General features: G+C 35.7%; 16 protein-coding genes and 1 pseudogene. 5 read left to right on the top strand and 12 right to left on the bottom strand.

Annotated elements, in window-relative coordinates; translation table 11 throughout:
- The first annotated feature begins 119 nt into the window (after positions 1–119).
- The 3 genes from PGC14_RS12280 to PGC14_RS12270 all read left to right on the top strand — a co-directional run bounded on the left by PGC14_RS12280 (position 120) and on the right by PGC14_RS12270 (position 2,541).
- Positions 120–1,154: an Rpn family recombination-promoting nuclease/putative transposase gene (locus PGC14_RS12280; protein ID WP_271629083.1), complete on the top strand. Its 1,035-nt coding sequence runs from the start codon at positions 120–122 to the stop codon at positions 1,152–1,154.
- A 699-nt stretch (positions 1,155–1,853) separates the two neighbouring features.
- Positions 1,854–2,036, top strand: coding sequence for a type II toxin-antitoxin system HicA family toxin (locus PGC14_RS12275; RefSeq protein WP_011915699.1), 183 nt, complete (start codon positions 1,854–1,856; stop codon positions 2,034–2,036).
- Between the two features lie 88 nt (positions 2,037–2,124).
- Entirely contained in the window at positions 2,125–2,541 is a 417-nt protein-coding gene (locus PGC14_RS12270) for a type II toxin-antitoxin system HicB family antitoxin (protein ID WP_011915698.1), read from the top strand.
- A gap of 333 nt (positions 2,542–2,874) precedes the next feature.
- Here the strand turns inward: PGC14_RS12270 and PGC14_RS12265 are convergent, their stop codons facing one another.
- The 10 genes from PGC14_RS12265 to PGC14_RS12220 all read right to left on the bottom strand — a co-directional run bounded on the left by PGC14_RS12265 (position 2,875) and on the right by PGC14_RS12220 (position 12,081).
- A complete protein-coding gene (locus PGC14_RS12265; protein ID WP_271629082.1) occupies positions 2,875–3,426 on the bottom strand; it encodes a hypothetical protein in 552 nt (183 codons plus the stop codon).
- A gap of 69 nt (positions 3,427–3,495) precedes the next feature.
- Positions 3,496–4,668, bottom strand: coding sequence for a type III-A CRISPR-associated RAMP protein Csm5 (csm5, locus tag PGC14_RS12260; RefSeq protein ID WP_271629081.1), 1,173 nt, complete (start codon positions 4,666–4,668; stop codon positions 3,496–3,498).
- Positions 4,655–5,662: a type III-A CRISPR-associated RAMP protein Csm4 gene (csm4, locus tag PGC14_RS12255; protein WP_271629080.1), complete on the bottom strand. Its 1,008-nt coding sequence runs from the start codon at positions 5,660–5,662 to the stop codon at positions 4,655–4,657. Before csm4 ends, csm5 begins: the two co-directional genes overlap by 14 nt.
- A 28-nt stretch (positions 5,663–5,690) precedes the next feature.
- Positions 5,691–6,512 carry a type III-A CRISPR-associated RAMP protein Csm3 gene (csm3, locus tag PGC14_RS12250; protein ID WP_271629079.1) on the bottom strand — a complete coding sequence of 274 codons (822 nt, stop codon included), beginning with the start codon at positions 6,510–6,512 and terminating at the stop codon, positions 5,691–5,693.
- A gap of 27 nt (positions 6,513–6,539) precedes the next feature.
- A complete protein-coding gene (gene csm2 / locus PGC14_RS12245; RefSeq protein ID WP_039765743.1) occupies positions 6,540–6,953 on the bottom strand; it encodes a type III-A CRISPR-associated protein Csm2 in 414 nt (137 codons plus the stop codon).
- A 28-nt stretch (positions 6,954–6,981) separates the two neighbouring features.
- Positions 6,982–9,462 carry a type III-A CRISPR-associated protein Cas10/Csm1 gene (cas10, locus tag PGC14_RS12240; protein ID WP_271629078.1) on the bottom strand — a complete coding sequence of 827 codons (2,481 nt, stop codon included), beginning with the start codon at positions 9,460–9,462 and terminating at the stop codon, positions 6,982–6,984.
- Positions 9,463–9,576: 114 nt separating this feature from the next.
- Positions 9,577–9,747, bottom strand: coding sequence for a hypothetical protein (locus PGC14_RS12235; RefSeq protein ID WP_271629077.1), 171 nt, complete (start codon positions 9,745–9,747; stop codon positions 9,577–9,579).
- 44 nt (positions 9,748–9,791) lie between these two features.
- On the bottom strand, positions 9,792–9,929 hold the full coding sequence (locus PGC14_RS12230; RefSeq protein ID WP_237738225.1) for a hypothetical protein: 138 nt from the start codon (positions 9,927–9,929) through the stop codon (positions 9,792–9,794).
- 44 nt (positions 9,930–9,973) lie between these two features.
- Entirely contained in the window at positions 9,974–10,519 is a 546-nt protein-coding gene (locus tag PGC14_RS12225) for a hypothetical protein (protein WP_011915691.1), read from the bottom strand.
- A 176-nt stretch (positions 10,520–10,695) separates the two neighbouring features.
- The gene (locus tag PGC14_RS12220) at positions 10,696–12,081 is read right to left on the bottom strand and encodes an ATP-binding protein (protein ID WP_011915690.1); all 1,386 of its coding nucleotides are present in this window, start codon (positions 12,079–12,081) and stop codon (positions 10,696–10,698) included.
- Between the two features lie 193 nt (positions 12,082–12,274).
- Here PGC14_RS12220 and PGC14_RS12215 point away from each other — a divergent pair, with 193 nt between their 5' ends.
- Positions 12,275–12,652 carry a hypothetical protein gene (locus PGC14_RS12215; RefSeq protein WP_271629076.1) on the top strand — a complete coding sequence of 126 codons (378 nt, stop codon included), beginning with the start codon at positions 12,275–12,277 and terminating at the stop codon, positions 12,650–12,652.
- Positions 12,653–12,949: 297 nt separating this feature from the next.
- Here PGC14_RS12215 and PGC14_RS12210 read toward each other — a convergent pair whose 3' ends face one another.
- Positions 12,950–13,120: a hypothetical protein gene (locus tag PGC14_RS12210; RefSeq protein WP_271629070.1), complete on the bottom strand. Its 171-nt coding sequence runs from the start codon at positions 13,118–13,120 to the stop codon at positions 12,950–12,952.
- Between the two features lie 603 nt (positions 13,121–13,723).
- Positions 13,724–15,168: pseudogene (locus tag PGC14_RS12205) on the bottom strand (transposase).
- A 163-nt stretch (positions 15,169–15,331) separates the two neighbouring features.
- Between PGC14_RS12205 and PGC14_RS12200 the strand changes: the two are divergent.
- Positions 15,332–15,613, top strand: coding sequence for a hypothetical protein (locus PGC14_RS12200; protein ID WP_011915687.1), 282 nt, complete (start codon positions 15,332–15,334; stop codon positions 15,611–15,613).
- Positions 15,614–15,642: the final 29 nt, after the last annotated feature.

The following is a 15,642-nucleotide window of genomic DNA, read 5'->3' as shown; positions in this document are numbered from 1 at the left end:
AATTCTGTAGCCTTTACTTTGGGGATTTAAATGCTCTTTATCCCTCTTGACCGCTATCGAACCTTGTGATTTGTAGCCTGCCCTTTGGGGATTGATGCGGAAGAAGAGGATAAGAAAATATGTTTGATATTTCCCTTCCCATCTGCTATAATGTTTTCAGAATAACTCCTCAGGTGAAAACAATGAATAATAACCAGCTCCCTCATAACATAAACGACCTTGAGTACAAATACATATTCTCTAACAAAAGCATTTTCCTCAGGCTTTTGAAAAGGCTTGATGAGATTGGAATATTCAAAAACCTCACAGAAGACCAGCTTGAAAGAATTGACAAAAGCTATGTGCTACCTGATTTTTCTCAAGAAGAAAGTGATTTGCTTTACAAAGTAAGCCTAAAAGAAAAAGAAATTATCTTTTACATTTTGTTTGAACACCAGTCTTCAGTTGACCATTCAATGCCCTTGAGGCTTTTGTTTTACATCACAGATATATACAGAGACTATATCAAGGATTTTGACAGAGGGGAAATAAAGAAAAAGGGATTTACATTGCCGGCAGTTGTGCCGATAGTATTTTACGACGGGGAAGACAGGTGGACAGCCGCAAGAAGACTTAAGGAAAAGATTTTAGGATTTGAGGAGTTTGGAAATTGCGTAATTGATTTTGAGTATATATTGATTGACTTAAACCAAGCAGAAAGCATTTTGCAGGTAAAAGACATACTGAGCTTAATATTGAAGCTCAGCAGGATAAAAAGGTATGAGGAGTTAGAGAGACTAATTTTAGAGCTTGGAGAATATTTATTGGGTGCAGAGGAGAAGGAGATAGAGGTATTGAAGGTATGTTTGCCAGCTGCTTTGAAGGAGCTTGATGAGATAGAAGTTGAGGCTGCTAAAAGAGCGATTGATGAGAGTGTAAGAGGGGGTGAAAAAGTTATGCCACTATTTCAGAATTTGAGAAAGATAAGAGAAGAGTTGATTTTTGAAGGACTGCAGCAAGGGCTTCAGCAAGGACTTCAGCAAGGTTTTGAGCAGAGCAGAATAGAGACAGCTGAGAGGATGATTTTAAAAGGTTACAAAGATGAGGAGATAGCAGAGATTACAGGGCTTTCGCTTGAGAGAATAAAAGAACTTCGTGCAAAGCATAGAAATTGATTGAAATTTTGAAAAATATCCTTTTGCCACAAGCATTTTTTGGTGCTGCTTGTGGCTTTTATTGTTTTAGCAAGCAGCAGAATAGAGATTTCAACTTTTGAGTTATTATTCGAAAGACAATTTATATTATTTCATTTTGACCAAAAGTCACATCTGTCGACCTCAGGTAGTAAAATTTTAAGGTTTGATTTGTATGCGGTTTCATAAAGATTTGACATGGTTTTTGCAAAGTTTCTGGCAGCAGCTGGATAGACGGAAGACTTTGAGGTGGCTATATAGCTTGATTTTTCTGGCTTGATGTGAGTTTTCCACAGATGTTTTGATATAAAAACATTGACAGGGATGCATAATCTTGATATAATAAAATCAAGCTTTTTTACGTGTTTGTAGCCTGCCCTTTGGGGATTGAAACATATATGAGTTTTCTAACTTCCATGCTGTCAACTGCGTTTGTAGCCTGCCCTTTGGGGATTGAAACCACTCTATCAACAATAAAAAAAGCCCCTCAAATGTGGAGCTTTGTATTCGGTTTTGCTGCTGCACTGCGTCAGCGAATAACATCGCTGCGTGCAACGTAGCATATCAACACACTACTATGATATCATATAAAGCTAAAAAATTTTTCCTGAAATTTTTTAAAAGCCTATTGACACGTGTAATTAACACGTGTTATAATATAGCTGTAAGGAGGAGGTGAATTTGAAACCCAAAGAATTAATAAAAATACTTGAAGAAGACGGATGGTATGAAGTTAGACAAAAAGGTTCACACAAACAGTTTAGGCACCCTGTTAAAAAAGGATTAGTGACAGTTCCATATCACAACAAGGACCTTGACCCAAAGACACTAAACAGTATTCTTAAGCAAGCAGGGTTAAAATAAAACCCTGTTGCTTAAGATATTAACATAGAGTTTAACTTTCTGGAAGTTAACTGTTTTGAGGTACACCATAAAAGAAAGGAGGTTTATTATGGCAGACAAATATATTTTCCCAGCAGTTTTTGAGCCAGGTGAAAACGGTGGATATTGTGTTACTTTCCCTGATTTGCCTGGATGTATAACAGAAGGAGAAACACTTGAAGAAGCTCTATATATGGCTAAAGAGGCATTAGAACTACACCTTTATGGTTTAGAAGAAGATAATGAAGAAATCCCCGAACCCACACCACCAGAAAAATTAGATATTCCGAGAGGAGCTTTTGTCGTTCCAATTATTGTCTATATGCCACCAGTGAGGGAAGAAATGGCAAATAAAAGTGTAAACAAAACTGTAACATTACCAAGGTGGTTAAATAAAGCTGCTGAAGAAGCTCACATTAATTTTTCTCAAGTTCTTCAAGAAGCCTTAAAAGTAAAGCTTGGCATAAAAGAACGTTTACAAGCTTAAAGGGAGAGAATGTTTCCTCTCCCTTTTTATATTTTAATCTCAATTATTTATTTTCTTGCCTCAAATTTTCTTGACTTTGTCAGTTTAAAACCCAAAAAGCTTGAGAGGGCTGGGATTGACAAAATATGGACCTCAATTTTGTCACTACATCATTTCCTTATACCAATAAATTCTAAGCCTTCCTCATATGTGATGAAATTTTTCGGCCCCTTTATCTTCATCACATTCAGTATTTCTCCAGCTTACTTTTATCCTTTGTTTTTTAAAATATTTCTTCCCTTTTATCTCTATTTAAGTACAATTTAATTCAATAAGCTTTTTTCTTGCCCATGCTCATTTTACACAAAACGTTTGACAAAACATTTCCAGAAGTTCTTTTGAGGCAAAAATTTCATACTTACCAAAATACTCAATTCTCGATTCAATCAAATGCTGTTTCTTCAGACCATCTTTTATGACAAAGAAAAACCTCTTATCTTCCGGGTATGCTCCAAACTTTTGAAAGTATATGCTCAAAAGCTGTCTTCTTAGCATCTCTGAAAAAATCTCCGGCTGCCTGTCATATTCTAAGCAAGCACCGTCTTTTTGAGCAAACACACCGCTGAGCAAAATTCCGCTTGCCTTTGGCTGCTTGGTTCTGCATGAAATTTTTTTCAAGCAAATGCTATCAAACAGGCTATTTAAACCATCATAAATCTTTAATATGTTCTGTGTAACCAGCTCTAAAAAAGGTGTGGCAAGGTATATTCTAAAATCTTCGAACACCCATATGCCATCTTCAACCTCTTTTTTGTTTTTTGTTCTAATGGGTGAGATGGTAAATTGCTCTGTAGCAAGAAGACTTTTCAAAGCTTCATACACCTCAGAGTAATAAGAGGATGGCAAAAATACGCCATCCTCCCTTGCCCAGAAATGAAATGTAAAGTATTTTACCACTTTTTCATCACAGCCTGTTTATTTTATAGTTACTTTTATCCACCCGGGGACTGTCCAAACCTGACCGTCCTTAAACAAAAGCCGTCGTGACTTTGGAAAAAGGTTTGGATAAATTTTTGACTGAGTATCAACTTTTGAAAGCTGAGTAAAATGATTACTGTTAAAGAATATTCCTACAGTCTTTGACAAATACCCTGTTGAAAATCCTATCTGGAGCAAAAACTGATTTTTGTCAAGAGAATTCAAAATACTCAAGAGTTTTTGATACTCAGAAACAATCTGATTTTGATTATATTTTGAGTAAAAGCTTATTTCTTTCTGGATATAATCCTTTGCAACAGAACTTAAAATCCGGGCAACAAACTCATGTGGTGAAGATGTTTCTCCACTTGTCAAAAGCTTTTCTTTTAACCCTTTAACTGCGCTGTTGCCTTCAATTAAATCTTCTTCAACTTTGATAGTTCCATAAAGCTTTACACCAGGTTTCAATCCTTCAGCAACAATAGCAGTTGCCTGCCTTGGGTCATCACTATTACCATTTCTCGAAAACCATTTCGCCTGATTTGAACATATGTTCAAAACTTTTATTTCAAAAATCCCTGCGCTCTCTTGATCTGCAAAGCTGCTGTCGCTTACCTTTAGGTATTTGAATGGCGATTCATAAGGAGTTCCAAAAATCCTCTCATCTGCATCACGGCTTACAAACTTGGGATCAACTCTGCTATTGTTCAACGCCTTCTGGTAAGCATTTGAGAGCGCATTCCCATAAAGCTGCAAAAGGTTTTTCGAAAGAGCTTTTGTTATAGAAGATCTCATTGCCCCTTTTAGAGAAGAGCCCGGAATGTAAAACCTGCCCGCACTTTTTACAAAAGCAACTACTTCTCTGTAAGGGCTTGTAACACCCTCAAGTCTAAGCCTGTACTTTACCACCTTTTTAAAATCTATGCTATATTTTTTCAAAATATCTTTTATATTGAAATCTCTTTCACCTGACGAAAGCCCTCTTGAAAGCTCTTCAATAAAGCTATCTTTAAAAAGGTTTTGCTCAAAGAGCTTATCAAAGTTCAAAAAGTACAAGTACTCTCCTTCTCTTACAAACTCAAAACTCTGAATTTTATCCTGTCCGCCTATGATTGTGGGTGTCAGAACTTCAATCTCGTATGTTTTGCTTTCAAAGCTATCTGCTGCCAAAAAGCATCACCCCTTCCGGCAGAGGAACCAAAAAGGCAAGCCCAAAACAGTACACCTTGTGACTTAAAAACTTCTCGGGTGTGACATCAACCACTCTGCCACATATTTTACTGGAAAACACTGTACCCTCGCCAAACACTCTGACAGTTTTTTTCTTTATCCCAAGCCCTGCTTTTGAGTAGACATATCCGCTTCGCGTCAAAATCTCGTAAAACACAACGCTTTTTATCTCATCTTCATCTTTTGGATTAACTAAAGACAAACTCATGTAATATTTTGATTTATTGCTTTTCAACTGCGGCACATCATCTTTAAAATCAACTTCAAAACTTCCAAGCCCGCAGGTTCTATCGCCGCCAAGTCCTTCATCGCCCAAAAGCCTTATTGCTGCTTTGATTTTATTTTCCTGCTCTTCGTTGTTAATCTTAAGATAGAACCACAAACCTGATTCTTTTTCAAACTCATAATGAGAAAAGTAATATATGTTAGAAGATGATGTTTGCCTGTCGATAGAAACTCTTGCCCTTTCCTTTGTCCTGCCAAGAGAAAAAGCCTTTTTGCTACCATTTTCAAACTCACTTTGCGGTATTAGAAAGCTTCCTGCCGGCTTGTATTTGAATGGAAAGCCTTCAAACAAATCCTTTTCTCTTACAAACTTTATTTTCTTGAGCTCCTTTTGATGTTCGGCATTTATTATTTCTTTATTTTTGTACTCCTCCATGTTCAAGCCAAGAGGAACAGGTACAAAATACTGAAAGTTGACATACGGCATTGTAGATGAAACCTCAAAAGGTGGTGTGCCGTTTATGAATTCACCAATCAGCTTTTCAGTTTCATCTTTGCCGTAAAGCAGCGAATATGCATTAATTATGCCAGACATAAGCGTGTCTGAATGCGCAAACGCTCTGGTGATGTTGTATAGTTTTTCCTTTTCGCCAATGTGCACAGGTGCTTTAAAGCTCATAACAGCTCTGCAAATTTTGTTTTTGTCCATTTCTATCACCTTTTAAAGAACAGATTTGTTAAGAAAGCTTTAGCTCATCAAGGCTTTTTGCCGTCGCTATTGGCTGAAGCTTATTTGAGTCTTTTTCATAATCGCTTGAATCCTTGTAGAATATCTCTATATCAACAAATTTTACTTTTCCATTTCCTCTTGAACCCTGCCCGCCAAGGTAATCATCTTCTAATAGCTTCATTGCTTTGATAAACTTTTCAAGGTAGTATTTCTGGTCATCTTTGCTGTCAACTTGAAATCTGTTTATGACAAACTCTGCTGAAAACTGTGCACCTGCAGGAACTCTTTCACTCTGTCTTGGATTTGCCTTTGATGTTATTCTGTCTATATTATTTTCAAACTTCACTTCTGTCCACTCAAGGTCAAGGTTCTCCTTCATCTCTTCTGTGATGGAACTTTCTATCAGCTTTGCATCGCGAACAATGAGCCTTGTGGGGATAACTGCGTCAGAAAAATCTCTTCCTTCTGCGTTAGGGTCTTTCAAAAATTCTTTTTTGGTAACATGCTTACCATGGTTTCGACCAAAAAGTCCACAAACTGGACATTCTTTGTCATCGCACATGTGAAGGCATATCTCTGGTTTGCCTTCCCTTTTGACCGACACAACAAGCAAATTATCTCTTACCTTCCCCTCAGCAAACTCCATCAATGCCCTCATCTTACCCTTGAGAGAAGAACCTGGAATGTAAGGCTTGCCTTCTGCATCTTTTACAACTGCATTGTCAATTCCACCAATCTCAAGGCTGTTGTTGCCCTCACCAATGTGAAGACCTGTTTGAGCTTCTATCTTGCACTTTATGATGTACTTTCCTTTTAAGATTACATCCATGGCAATAGTCTCCTCCTTTTGTGATTATTATTCTCTTCCACCAAAATACTTGTGATATGCAACAGCGCCTTCAAAAAAGTCTTTAAACCTGCTCAAAGCACCAGGGCTTTGCAAAGCCACAGGAATTGCTTTGTTAACTATCTCATGGAAATCTTTTATTTTTGGAAACCTTCCTGCTGTGTATGCAAGCTTTGCTTTCAAAAGATTTAATTTGTATTTATAATTTTCATCATCAGCAGAAAGTCTTTTTACTTCTGTAAACACTTTTCTCAGCTGAGTAACAGTAACACCACAATCTTTCAAAAGCCGACCTGTCTTTTCTGAAACTTCAGCTAAAACAGTACCATCTTTGTCCTTTGAAGGGTCAATCGCAGTTTGGATCTTGCTTAAAATATCATTTTTCAAGCTAACAATCGGATTTACATTCTGTTGCGCTGGCATAACAAATTCACCTCTCCGCAATTTATTTTTACCTTCTCAGTTCAAGCTCAGCCCAGCGTGCTGCAAGGTAAGAGTGTTTGTACAAAGAATTAGATTTTTTATCAATAATTTTTTGCAAAACATCTTCAAGCTCTTTTGAATACTTCTTATACCTCTCTTTTAGCCTTGCCATGAAATATACAAACCTCCACGATTTGAAAAGTTCATCCTGAGAACTTGAGGACGCCTTTTTAAGATTGCAAACGGCATAGACGCCGTTTATAAGCGCTTTTGAAACGTTTTTGTTCCCAATTAAATCTGCAATTGCCTCTTTTAATTTTTCCACATCCCCATAATCTTCCCAGCCGACAAAATTGCCGCCAAATGCAAAGCAGTCTTTCTTCTTACCGTCTTCTCTTTCGTACTCTTTGGCTTTGTCCAGATGCTCTCCACACACAATAGCAACCCTGTAAATTGGATACTTCTTATCTGGTGCTATTTCAAAGCCCATTGAAAGAGTAACATCCGGGTTCCAACAAGAAAAGCTTCTAAACTCTGTATAAATCCTGTGCGCTGTCTGTGGAAGAACATCCCACTGACCAAGTATGCAAAAATCATCCCCACCTGCATAAATAACAACAATATTGCCCTGCTGCTCACTTACAAGCCTGTTGAAATAGTAGCCAAAAAACAGCGAAAACTCCTCAGATAAAGTCATCACTCTTGAAATTGAATTGTCTTTGCCAAGCCCTTCTTTGAAAATTTTCCCCAGATTGTCAACATCGCCGCAAACAATCCCCCATGTCTTTATTCCTTTTGAAGAATCTGATATCTCATCCAGTGTTTTTAGACTAACTTCATCTTTAAAAGGTGCATGTGTCGAAATATCAAGAGCTTCATAAAAATCAATCTCAAATCCAAATTTATTTGATTTATTCCCTTTTTCAATATTTACATTTCTTTCTAACAAGTTCTCAAGCCGATTTCTGTCAATAACAATTGTACTTGCCATGTTTTCATAGTGGTTTGAAAATAAAATCTTTCTTCCAAATGCCTCGAAAATGTCTTCCACCCTGTCAAAATTCGAAAAATCCTTTTCTTTTCCCCATGAATCTATGATAAAATAGCTTTTCATAAGCTTGTCACCAAACTCAACAAAGCTTTCACAAAATTCGCAAAAATCAGAATCATCGTGTTTTAGTTTCAGCTCCCTTGAACAATGAGGACATTTTTGGTCATAGTCCTCATGCGGCTCAAAAAACTTTAATTTTTCCTGTTCAATAATGCTTTTGAACTTAGAAATTTTCTTCCTGTAGATTTTCGATGAAACTCTATCAAAGCAATCTCCAAAATTACCTGCAAAATCGTAAAGGTCAACTATTTCTGCATCAAGAAGTATGCTAATTGAACCTCTGTGTACTTCAAATAACAGCCTATCAATCTTTTTCTGATACTGCTCAAGTTTTTCTGCAAAGTATGCAGGCATCAGAAGATAGAAATGCCCTCCGCCATTGAATATAAGATTACAAACCGGCATTTTCTCTTCTTTTAAAATATATTTTGCAACTGTGTCAAGAAGAAACGAAATATAAAAAGACTTTGCTTTGAGCGCTTTTAAAGCGCCATCCATTTTTGTGTCAAAAACAAAATCCTGTATTCCGGATATATCACCTTTGACAAGACAAAAATATGGATAATCCCCTCGTTTTATTGAATAATCATTGCCAGGCAAAAGTTTTGTGTTCATAGACTCTAAAATTTTTACTCTTTCATTTTCCTGGGAAAACTCTTTTTTCAGCTGCCTGTCCAGACAAAATGCAATTGCAGCAGTTGATTTGCTGTGCGCCCAAAGGGATATGTCAGGCTGCGAATAGTAAAAAGCAGATGGAATGTTGTATGTGTAAATTCTAAGCAAGTTGTAAATGGCAGTTGCAAAATCTTCTAAGTCAAATGAGCTTCCAAAGCCATTTTTTAAAGCATTTACCTTTTTTGAAAACTCTGACCACAGGTTTTGATAGTCATCCTTTGCATCTGTGTTGAAACTTTTGGAAGGTGGTTCAACTTCATACCTTTTTTTCAGAAGCTTATAATAAGGAGTTTTCGTATTTCCCTTTTTTTCATCAAGGCTTATTTGGGACAAAACAGAGATCAAGTACTTTGACTTGTCATCTGCTGCTTCTTCGTCGCTTAAGTCTTTTCTGTCAACTTTTGCCGAAATCTTGTCAGCAACGCTCATCAAAAGCTGCTGGTATGAAGATGGTCTGTGATGATACAGAACAAGAGATGTGACCGTTTTTAAACTTTCTGGCAAAAAATGTTCGACAAAAAACGCACTCCACTCCTGATGACGCGGTGAATATTTGCCTTCTCCCTTGTAAAACATTTCATACTCTTTTGAGATGTTCTTTTTAGCATCTTGGTTTTCTGTTCTCATAAAAAATTTGCCAATATCGTGCAGGATTGCGCCAAGAAAAAGAGTGTAGTCAAAGTTCTTATCTTCTTCTGTTTGATGAGCATTGTAAAAAATCATCTTTCTTGCCCACCTTCTTTTTTGTTGTGTATTCGACAGATTCAGTAATAACAATACACTTTATACCATTATACAACAAAATATCTTTGAAGAAAATATTTACAGGCAAAAATTTTACTTAAGTTCAAACAAATTATTTTCAATAATTGCCCTTGCACATTCAAGAGCCTTTTTCTTGAAATCTTCATAATCGGATATTCCTTTTGCTAATCCAAAATTGATATGACCATTTTTTACATGTGCACCAATAAACATAAAGCCCATAAAGGACTTTTCGAAGTTCACAGAAAACAATATCTCGCCTGTTTCTATATTCTTGCCAATAAGCCTTAAAAAGGATAGTTTATAAACGGCAGGTTCTCTTCTTTTGCTTGCAGGAAAACTCCTTCTATTTGCTCAGTAATTTCTACTTTTTCTACTTCTGAGGCTTGTGAAAGACAATACTCTAAATAAGGGTCCCATATCATTATTATTCACCTTTCTTTTAGAAACTCATTTAAAAATTGCTCATTTAATTTTCTTCAAGACTTCCTCTTATTTCTTGTCTGCCAGTCCATGCGCTGAACTCTCTTATATAAATTGTTTTTAAAACTTCACAATCCATCGAATAATCATACAGGCACTTCAATCGTTCTTTGTTAATGGAAGAGTCATCCAAAACACTTACAACAATCTTATAATTTGCCGTTATTTTTCTGCAAGTTTCATAAAGCTTTTCAAGGTTTTGTTGGTCTATATCTTGATAAAGCATAAGCCTCTCGCTCAAGTCTTTCTTAAAATACTTTTTTGCAAGCTCAACCAAATTTTTGTCTCTGAGAATATAAATCCCTATCATCAAAAGTGCGTCCTCAAACATGTTCTCAACAGTGGGAATCCAGACAATTGTGCTGTCTGTGCTATTCTTCTTGTCGTCTTCAAAGCGGTTTTCCTGTGAAATTTTTCTTAGCACCCATGCAGGTTTATCATTTTCCCAAAGATTCAAGATATACTCTGGAATGATTCCACCGTGGTTCTGGTGAGATGTGCCTACAAGCACAGAACAAGTAACTGTTCCCATTTTACACTCCCCCTTTTTTCTTTTAAACTTTTTTAGAGTAGGCAATTTTCTTGTTCCTCTTTGTAAGTTTAATCATCTTTGTAAGTTTAATCATTTCAAGATTTATTTTATAGCCTTTTTTGGTAGTTGAAAAGTTCAAAAAATATGCGAAAAACAAAATTACAAATATTTTTGTTTTAAACCTCAAATTCACTAATTAACAATACATGAGGATTTTGTTTGGCAAAACTTATTACCTCATCTGTAAAACCACTTTTTGAAAATAAAACATAAAATTTCTTACAGTAGTTGAAAATCATACTCTTTTCTATCAGGTTATTTAAAACAGACATGTCAACCTTTTGGTTTCTCCACTTGCATTCACCAAATAGTATATTATCTTGATTGAATGCTACTATATCAATTTCTTCTTCACGCTTTTTGTAGGGATTATTCCCCCACCATTTACCTATATTTTCAAAAATGAAAGGCAATCTTTTTTCCTTGTTTAAAATTTTAAGGTAATCCATACATATTTGTTCATAAACCTCTCCAATAAACTCATTCATGAAAGGCTTGATCTTATTATCGATAACTTCATCAATCAGTCCCTGTTCAATTAAACTCTTGTTGGTAAAAACAAATCGATACCAGAATCTAAAAAAATTATCCTTAATTTTATAAATACTTTTTCTGCTTTTTGCCTCCGAGAAAAGAGGAGTTACCCTCTCAAGAATTTTTAAATCTATAAGTACAGAAATATATTTTGCACATTTATCAACTTCAACTCCAACCTTTGTAGCTATCTCATTTAATTTGCTGCTTCCTGTTGCGATAGCTTCTATTATCGAATTATACAAAGCAGGTTCTCTTACCTCTTGTCTTAAAAGCAGTTTTGGTTCTTCATAAAGATATGATGATTTGTCCAATATTTTTGTCCTGATATTTTCGTATATGTCTTTTGTATTGTCAAAGATACTCAAATATTGAGGAATTCCTCCTAAAACTCCATATGCAATCACCTGTTCTTCAAAATTATAATTAGGGAAAAATTCTCTGCTCTCAAAAAAATCAAACGGTTCCACTATTAACTGAGCAGTTCTTCGTCCATACAAAGGACTTTTATAGCTTAAAACTTCCTTTTCAATAAAACTTACCGAAGATCCACAGACAATCAAAAAAAGTTTGGTGTTCTTTAAATGATGGTCAATCAAATTTTGCAGAAGTGATGGTATACTTTTGTTTGTATTTACTATATAAGGAAATTCGTCAATTACAACAATCAATCTCTTATCCTTTGCCTGATGTGCCAAAAACATAAATGCCTTCTCCCATGATTCAAACCGACTTATTAACCCACCAAGGTTAAAATAAGACAGTACCTTATCAGAAAAAGATTCAAGGTTAATTTTATCATTGTATTCCTCAGCAACAAAGAATATTGATTGTTTGTTTTTACAAAACTGAGTAAGCAGAGTAGTTTTTCCAACACGCCTTCTTCCATACACAACAACAAAGTGAAATTTGTCTTCGTTATAAAGTCTGTTCAACGTTTCAAGTTCATACTTTCTCCCAACAAACATAAAATCACCTACTTTAAAGTTACTAACTCCAGAGTTACTAACTTTAAAGTTAATAATTTTGAAGTCAATAAATATTATAACACAGTTTTAGTTAGATTTCTATTGTGTTTTTGATTTTTCTGAAGTTCACGCCATCTTATGTTAAAATAAGCACAGGTTACTATTTTAGCCCACGAATAAGAAAATATGTTTGATGTTTTCCTCTCTATTTGCTATAATGTTCTTAAGAAAACATTTAAAGTTATTTTTAGAGTTTGAAGAATACTTGCAGAGTGCTGAAGAGAAGGTGATAGAGGTTTTGAAGGCATGTTTGCCTGCTGCGCTCAGAAAGCTTGCCAAGAAAGAGATTGAGACGGCAAGGCAAGCGATAGAAGAATTAAGAGGATGTGTTAAGGTCATGCCACTTTTTCAGAATTTGCGAAAGATAAGAGAAGAGCTTATTTTTGAAGGAATTCAGCAAGGACTACAGCAAGGTATTCAGCAAGGGCTGCAGCAAGGAATTCAGCAAGGATTTGAACAGGGGAAGATAGAAACAGCAGAGAAGATGATTATGAAAGGATATAGTGACTAAGAGATAGCAGATATAATTGGTCTTTCTCTTAAGAAGATACAAGAGATTCGTGGAAGGTTGAAAAATTAAAAAAGGCTTTTTTTGAGAAAAAGGAAGCTGGCTTTTCTGATTGAGGCTGGCTTCCTTTTTTGTTTTTTCTGCAGGATAAAAACAAATACAAGAAAAGCTGCACAGAGAATTTTGGTTTTGATAATTTATGCAGCAAAATTGTATAAAGTCTACAATTTGACCGAAAGTCAAATCTGTCGACCTGAGGTAGCAAAATTTTGATGTTTGATTTGTATACGGTTTCAGATTTTAAGAATGTGAGTTTGCTTTAATCTCTGGCAGCAGCTGGATAGACGGAAAGGGTTGATAGGGTTTTATTGCTTGATTTTTCTTAGCTGATATTAGTTTTCCACAGATGTTTTGATATAAAAACATTGACAGGTGTGCATAAAGTTGATATAATAAAATCAAGCTCTTCAACGTGTTTGTAGCCTCCCCTTTGGAGATTGAAACTACTTTTTTCACCTTCCTCTTTTTGTGAAATTATTTGTTTGTAGCCTCCCCTTTGGAGATTGAAACATATACATGCGACGCTATGCATGAATTGTTTAATCAGTTTGTAGCCTCCCCTTTGGAGATTGAAACTGTTCTGCTCCATTTGATTTTAAGCTTGTCCTGCTTGTTTATAGCCTCCCCTTTGGGGATTGAAACGCACACAGCTAACGCTATTTCTAGCATCAGAATAACTCAACTCTGTTCAAAATTTTTTCTAACAAAAACTTGCATATTTCAGCTCAAAAGTGCTATTATTTAATAGCCGTTTGCAAAATGCATAAAGGTATAAACAATAAAATAGAAGCAGAGTAATAAAGAACAAGAAAAATGAGAAGTATTCACACCAATAGTTACCAAAAACAACATTATCAACAATAAAAGAGCAGGCTAAAGAACTGGTAAATAATACTAAAAGCAAAGAAGACAAAACTATCTCAAACCCTTTTAGAAAGTAACTTTAAAAGGGCTTTTAGAAGAGGCAATTTATATTGAATAAAAAATGCAAATTTTCAAAAGTTGAAATCAAGTTCAAGCTATGAGTTTTTTAAGTTTTTGAAGTTTTTTATAGGTAATAGATTTTTGAGACTTTAGGATAGCAAAAGAGAGAATAAAAATAAGGAGCATACAAATTGCAGAGAGCAAGAAGTCAGAAAAAAGAGAGATATGGTCGCGGGAGAACAATGTATCATGACCGAGTGAAGATTTAAGCTGGAAGATAGTTTGCTCTATAGTAACTCTTGAATGATAGAGTTTTTCGAACTGGATAGAGTTTCTGTTGATACCGGGGCAAAAGCGCAAGTTGGCATCTGGGTAGGTGTAGAACATTCTGCCCGATTTAGAAGAAGTACAGGGCTCAGGGCAAGAGCAGGTGCGTTTATTATCTTTGGAAAGAGGAGAGAGGGCAGCGCCACTTAATTCTTGGCGAGCGATTTTTACCCCTGCACATACCTTCACATTTGAAAGGTAGATTGAATTTATTACAAATTGGAGTACCATCTGGTGAGATAGAGATATTGGGGTCAGAGGTAGGGGTATTAGAAGTAGATTTAGAGTTTCTGGGATTTAGAGGGATAATAGCTTTTGAGAAATTGAAGTCTTTGAATAAAGTGGAATAGATGGAATATGAGTCGAGTGCACTGTCAGCGATTGATGGTAGAGAAAGAGTCATTTGTGAAGTTATTTTTTAATGATATTAAAGCAGGGACAAGAGCTTTTGAGTCGGAGATAGTTTTAGACAAAGCAGGGTCGAGAGAATTATTGAAAGAATGAGCGGTAGCAGGGGAGATTACAAGAGGTATACCGAAGCCATTTGTGAGGATGGCAAATTTAAAGCCATAGCAGAAGTGACCATTGGCGAACATAAGTGAGAAAACAGGAGAAGCAGAAGCGAACTTGGGGAGGTTAGAATATGTAAGTGAATAGATGACAGATGTTTCGAGGTCAGGGTTTTGAGATTTAGTTTTTTTAAGTTGAGACTGGATAAATTTAGGGTTATTTTCTTTGAGGATAGGTTTAAGTGCAGTAGTATCGAAGATAATGGTAGAAGCGAGTTCAGGATTTAGTTGGGAAGATAGATTTTGAGCGTATTTTGCGATATTGTAGAATAGAGTTTCTATTTCAGAGCAAAAGAATTTTCTGAATCTTGAGAAGGTAGAGATAGAAGGGACTTTAATGAGGTTACAGAAGTTTCTAAGTTCAAAGGAGTTAAGGAGAACAGCACGGAGCTGAGAGAGAGTAGATAGTTTAAGTATTTTTTGGACGAAGAAAGCGCATAGGATAGACTCTAATGAGATTTCTCTATGTTTACCGAAGTAGTGGTAGTAAGCTTTGTAGAAGGATTGAGGGATGAATTGAGAGAGGTCGATGAAGTTATTGAAGAAGCCAAGGAGCGAATGAGGTTTGTTGAGAGCAACGTTTTTAACGTGCTCATAGAGTTCTAAGAAAGAAAGTTGTTTATGATGGTGTTTAAACATTTTAACTTCCTCCTCATAGAAAGTATGTTTTATATAGATAAATTTTACACTATCTATGAGGAGGAAGGAAGACTTTTTTAGAGATTTTAAAAAGCTTGATAACGCTCATTTTGAGCGTTTCTGCAAAAGGCTACTATTATTTAATTGAAGGAGGATGATGAAGATGAGCGATATAAAAACTATTCAAGAGGATATCAAACACGAAGTTGCCATTGACATAATTGCGGGACTTCTTGGCAGTCTAACCAATATAAAATTAAAAACTGTACATTCAGATCTTGATAAAGAAATAAAAGAACAAAAGCTTCAAAAAATAGAAGAAATCAGAAAAACACTGTGTAAAGAAAGAGATTACGTCTATCGTGGTGATAAGGATGCGATTGAAAGGGCACTAACTACTTATGCTCTCCTTTATAGGTTAATTGACAAAGAAGAAGTTATATAAATGCTGAAGTCTTTCAAATCAAGAAGGGG

The sequence above is a fragment of the Caldicellulosiruptor sp. DIB 104C genome (assembly GCF_028198085.1).
GTDB lineage: Bacteria > Bacillota > Thermoanaerobacteria > Caldicellulosiruptorales > Caldicellulosiruptoraceae > Caldicellulosiruptor > Caldicellulosiruptor saccharolyticus.
Note: the sequence above shows the minus strand (reverse complement) of the source record. Positions and strands in the feature narration are given on the sequence as shown.

Coding starts and splice junctions, on each gene's coding strand:
- PGC14_RS12230 (WP_237738225.1), bottom strand. CDS start 9,929: ATGATATGGGACCCTTATTTAGAGTATTGTCTTTCACAAGCCTCAGAA.
- PGC14_RS12220 (WP_011915690.1), bottom strand. CDS start 12,081: ATGTTTGTTGGGAGAAAGTATGAACTTGAAACGTTGAACAGACTTTAT.
- csm3 (WP_271629079.1), bottom strand. CDS start 6,512: ATGGATGTAATCTTAAAAGGAAAGTACATCATAAAGTGCAAGATAGAA.
- PGC14_RS12280 (WP_271629083.1), top strand. CDS start 120: ATGTTTGATATTTCCCTTCCCATCTGCTATAATGTTTTCAGAATAACT.
- PGC14_RS12270 (WP_011915698.1), top strand. CDS start 2,125: ATGGCAGACAAATATATTTTCCCAGCAGTTTTTGAGCCAGGTGAAAAC.
- PGC14_RS12215 (WP_271629076.1), top strand. CDS start 12,275: ATGTTTTCCTCTCTATTTGCTATAATGTTCTTAAGAAAACATTTAAAG.
- csm2 (WP_039765743.1), bottom strand. CDS start 6,953: ATGCCAGCGCAACAGAATGTAAATCCGATTGTTAGCTTGAAAAATGAT.
- cas10 (WP_271629078.1), bottom strand. CDS start 9,462: ATGATTTTTTACAATGCTCATCAAACAGAAGAAGATAAGAACTTTGAC.
- PGC14_RS12200 (WP_011915687.1), top strand. CDS start 15,332: ATGAGCGATATAAAAACTATTCAAGAGGATATCAAACACGAAGTTGCC.
- PGC14_RS12225 (WP_011915691.1), bottom strand. CDS start 10,519: ATGGGAACAGTTACTTGTTCTGTGCTTGTAGGCACATCTCACCAGAAC.
- csm4 (WP_271629080.1), bottom strand. CDS start 5,662: ATGGACAAAAACAAAATTTGCAGAGCTGTTATGAGCTTTAAAGCACCT.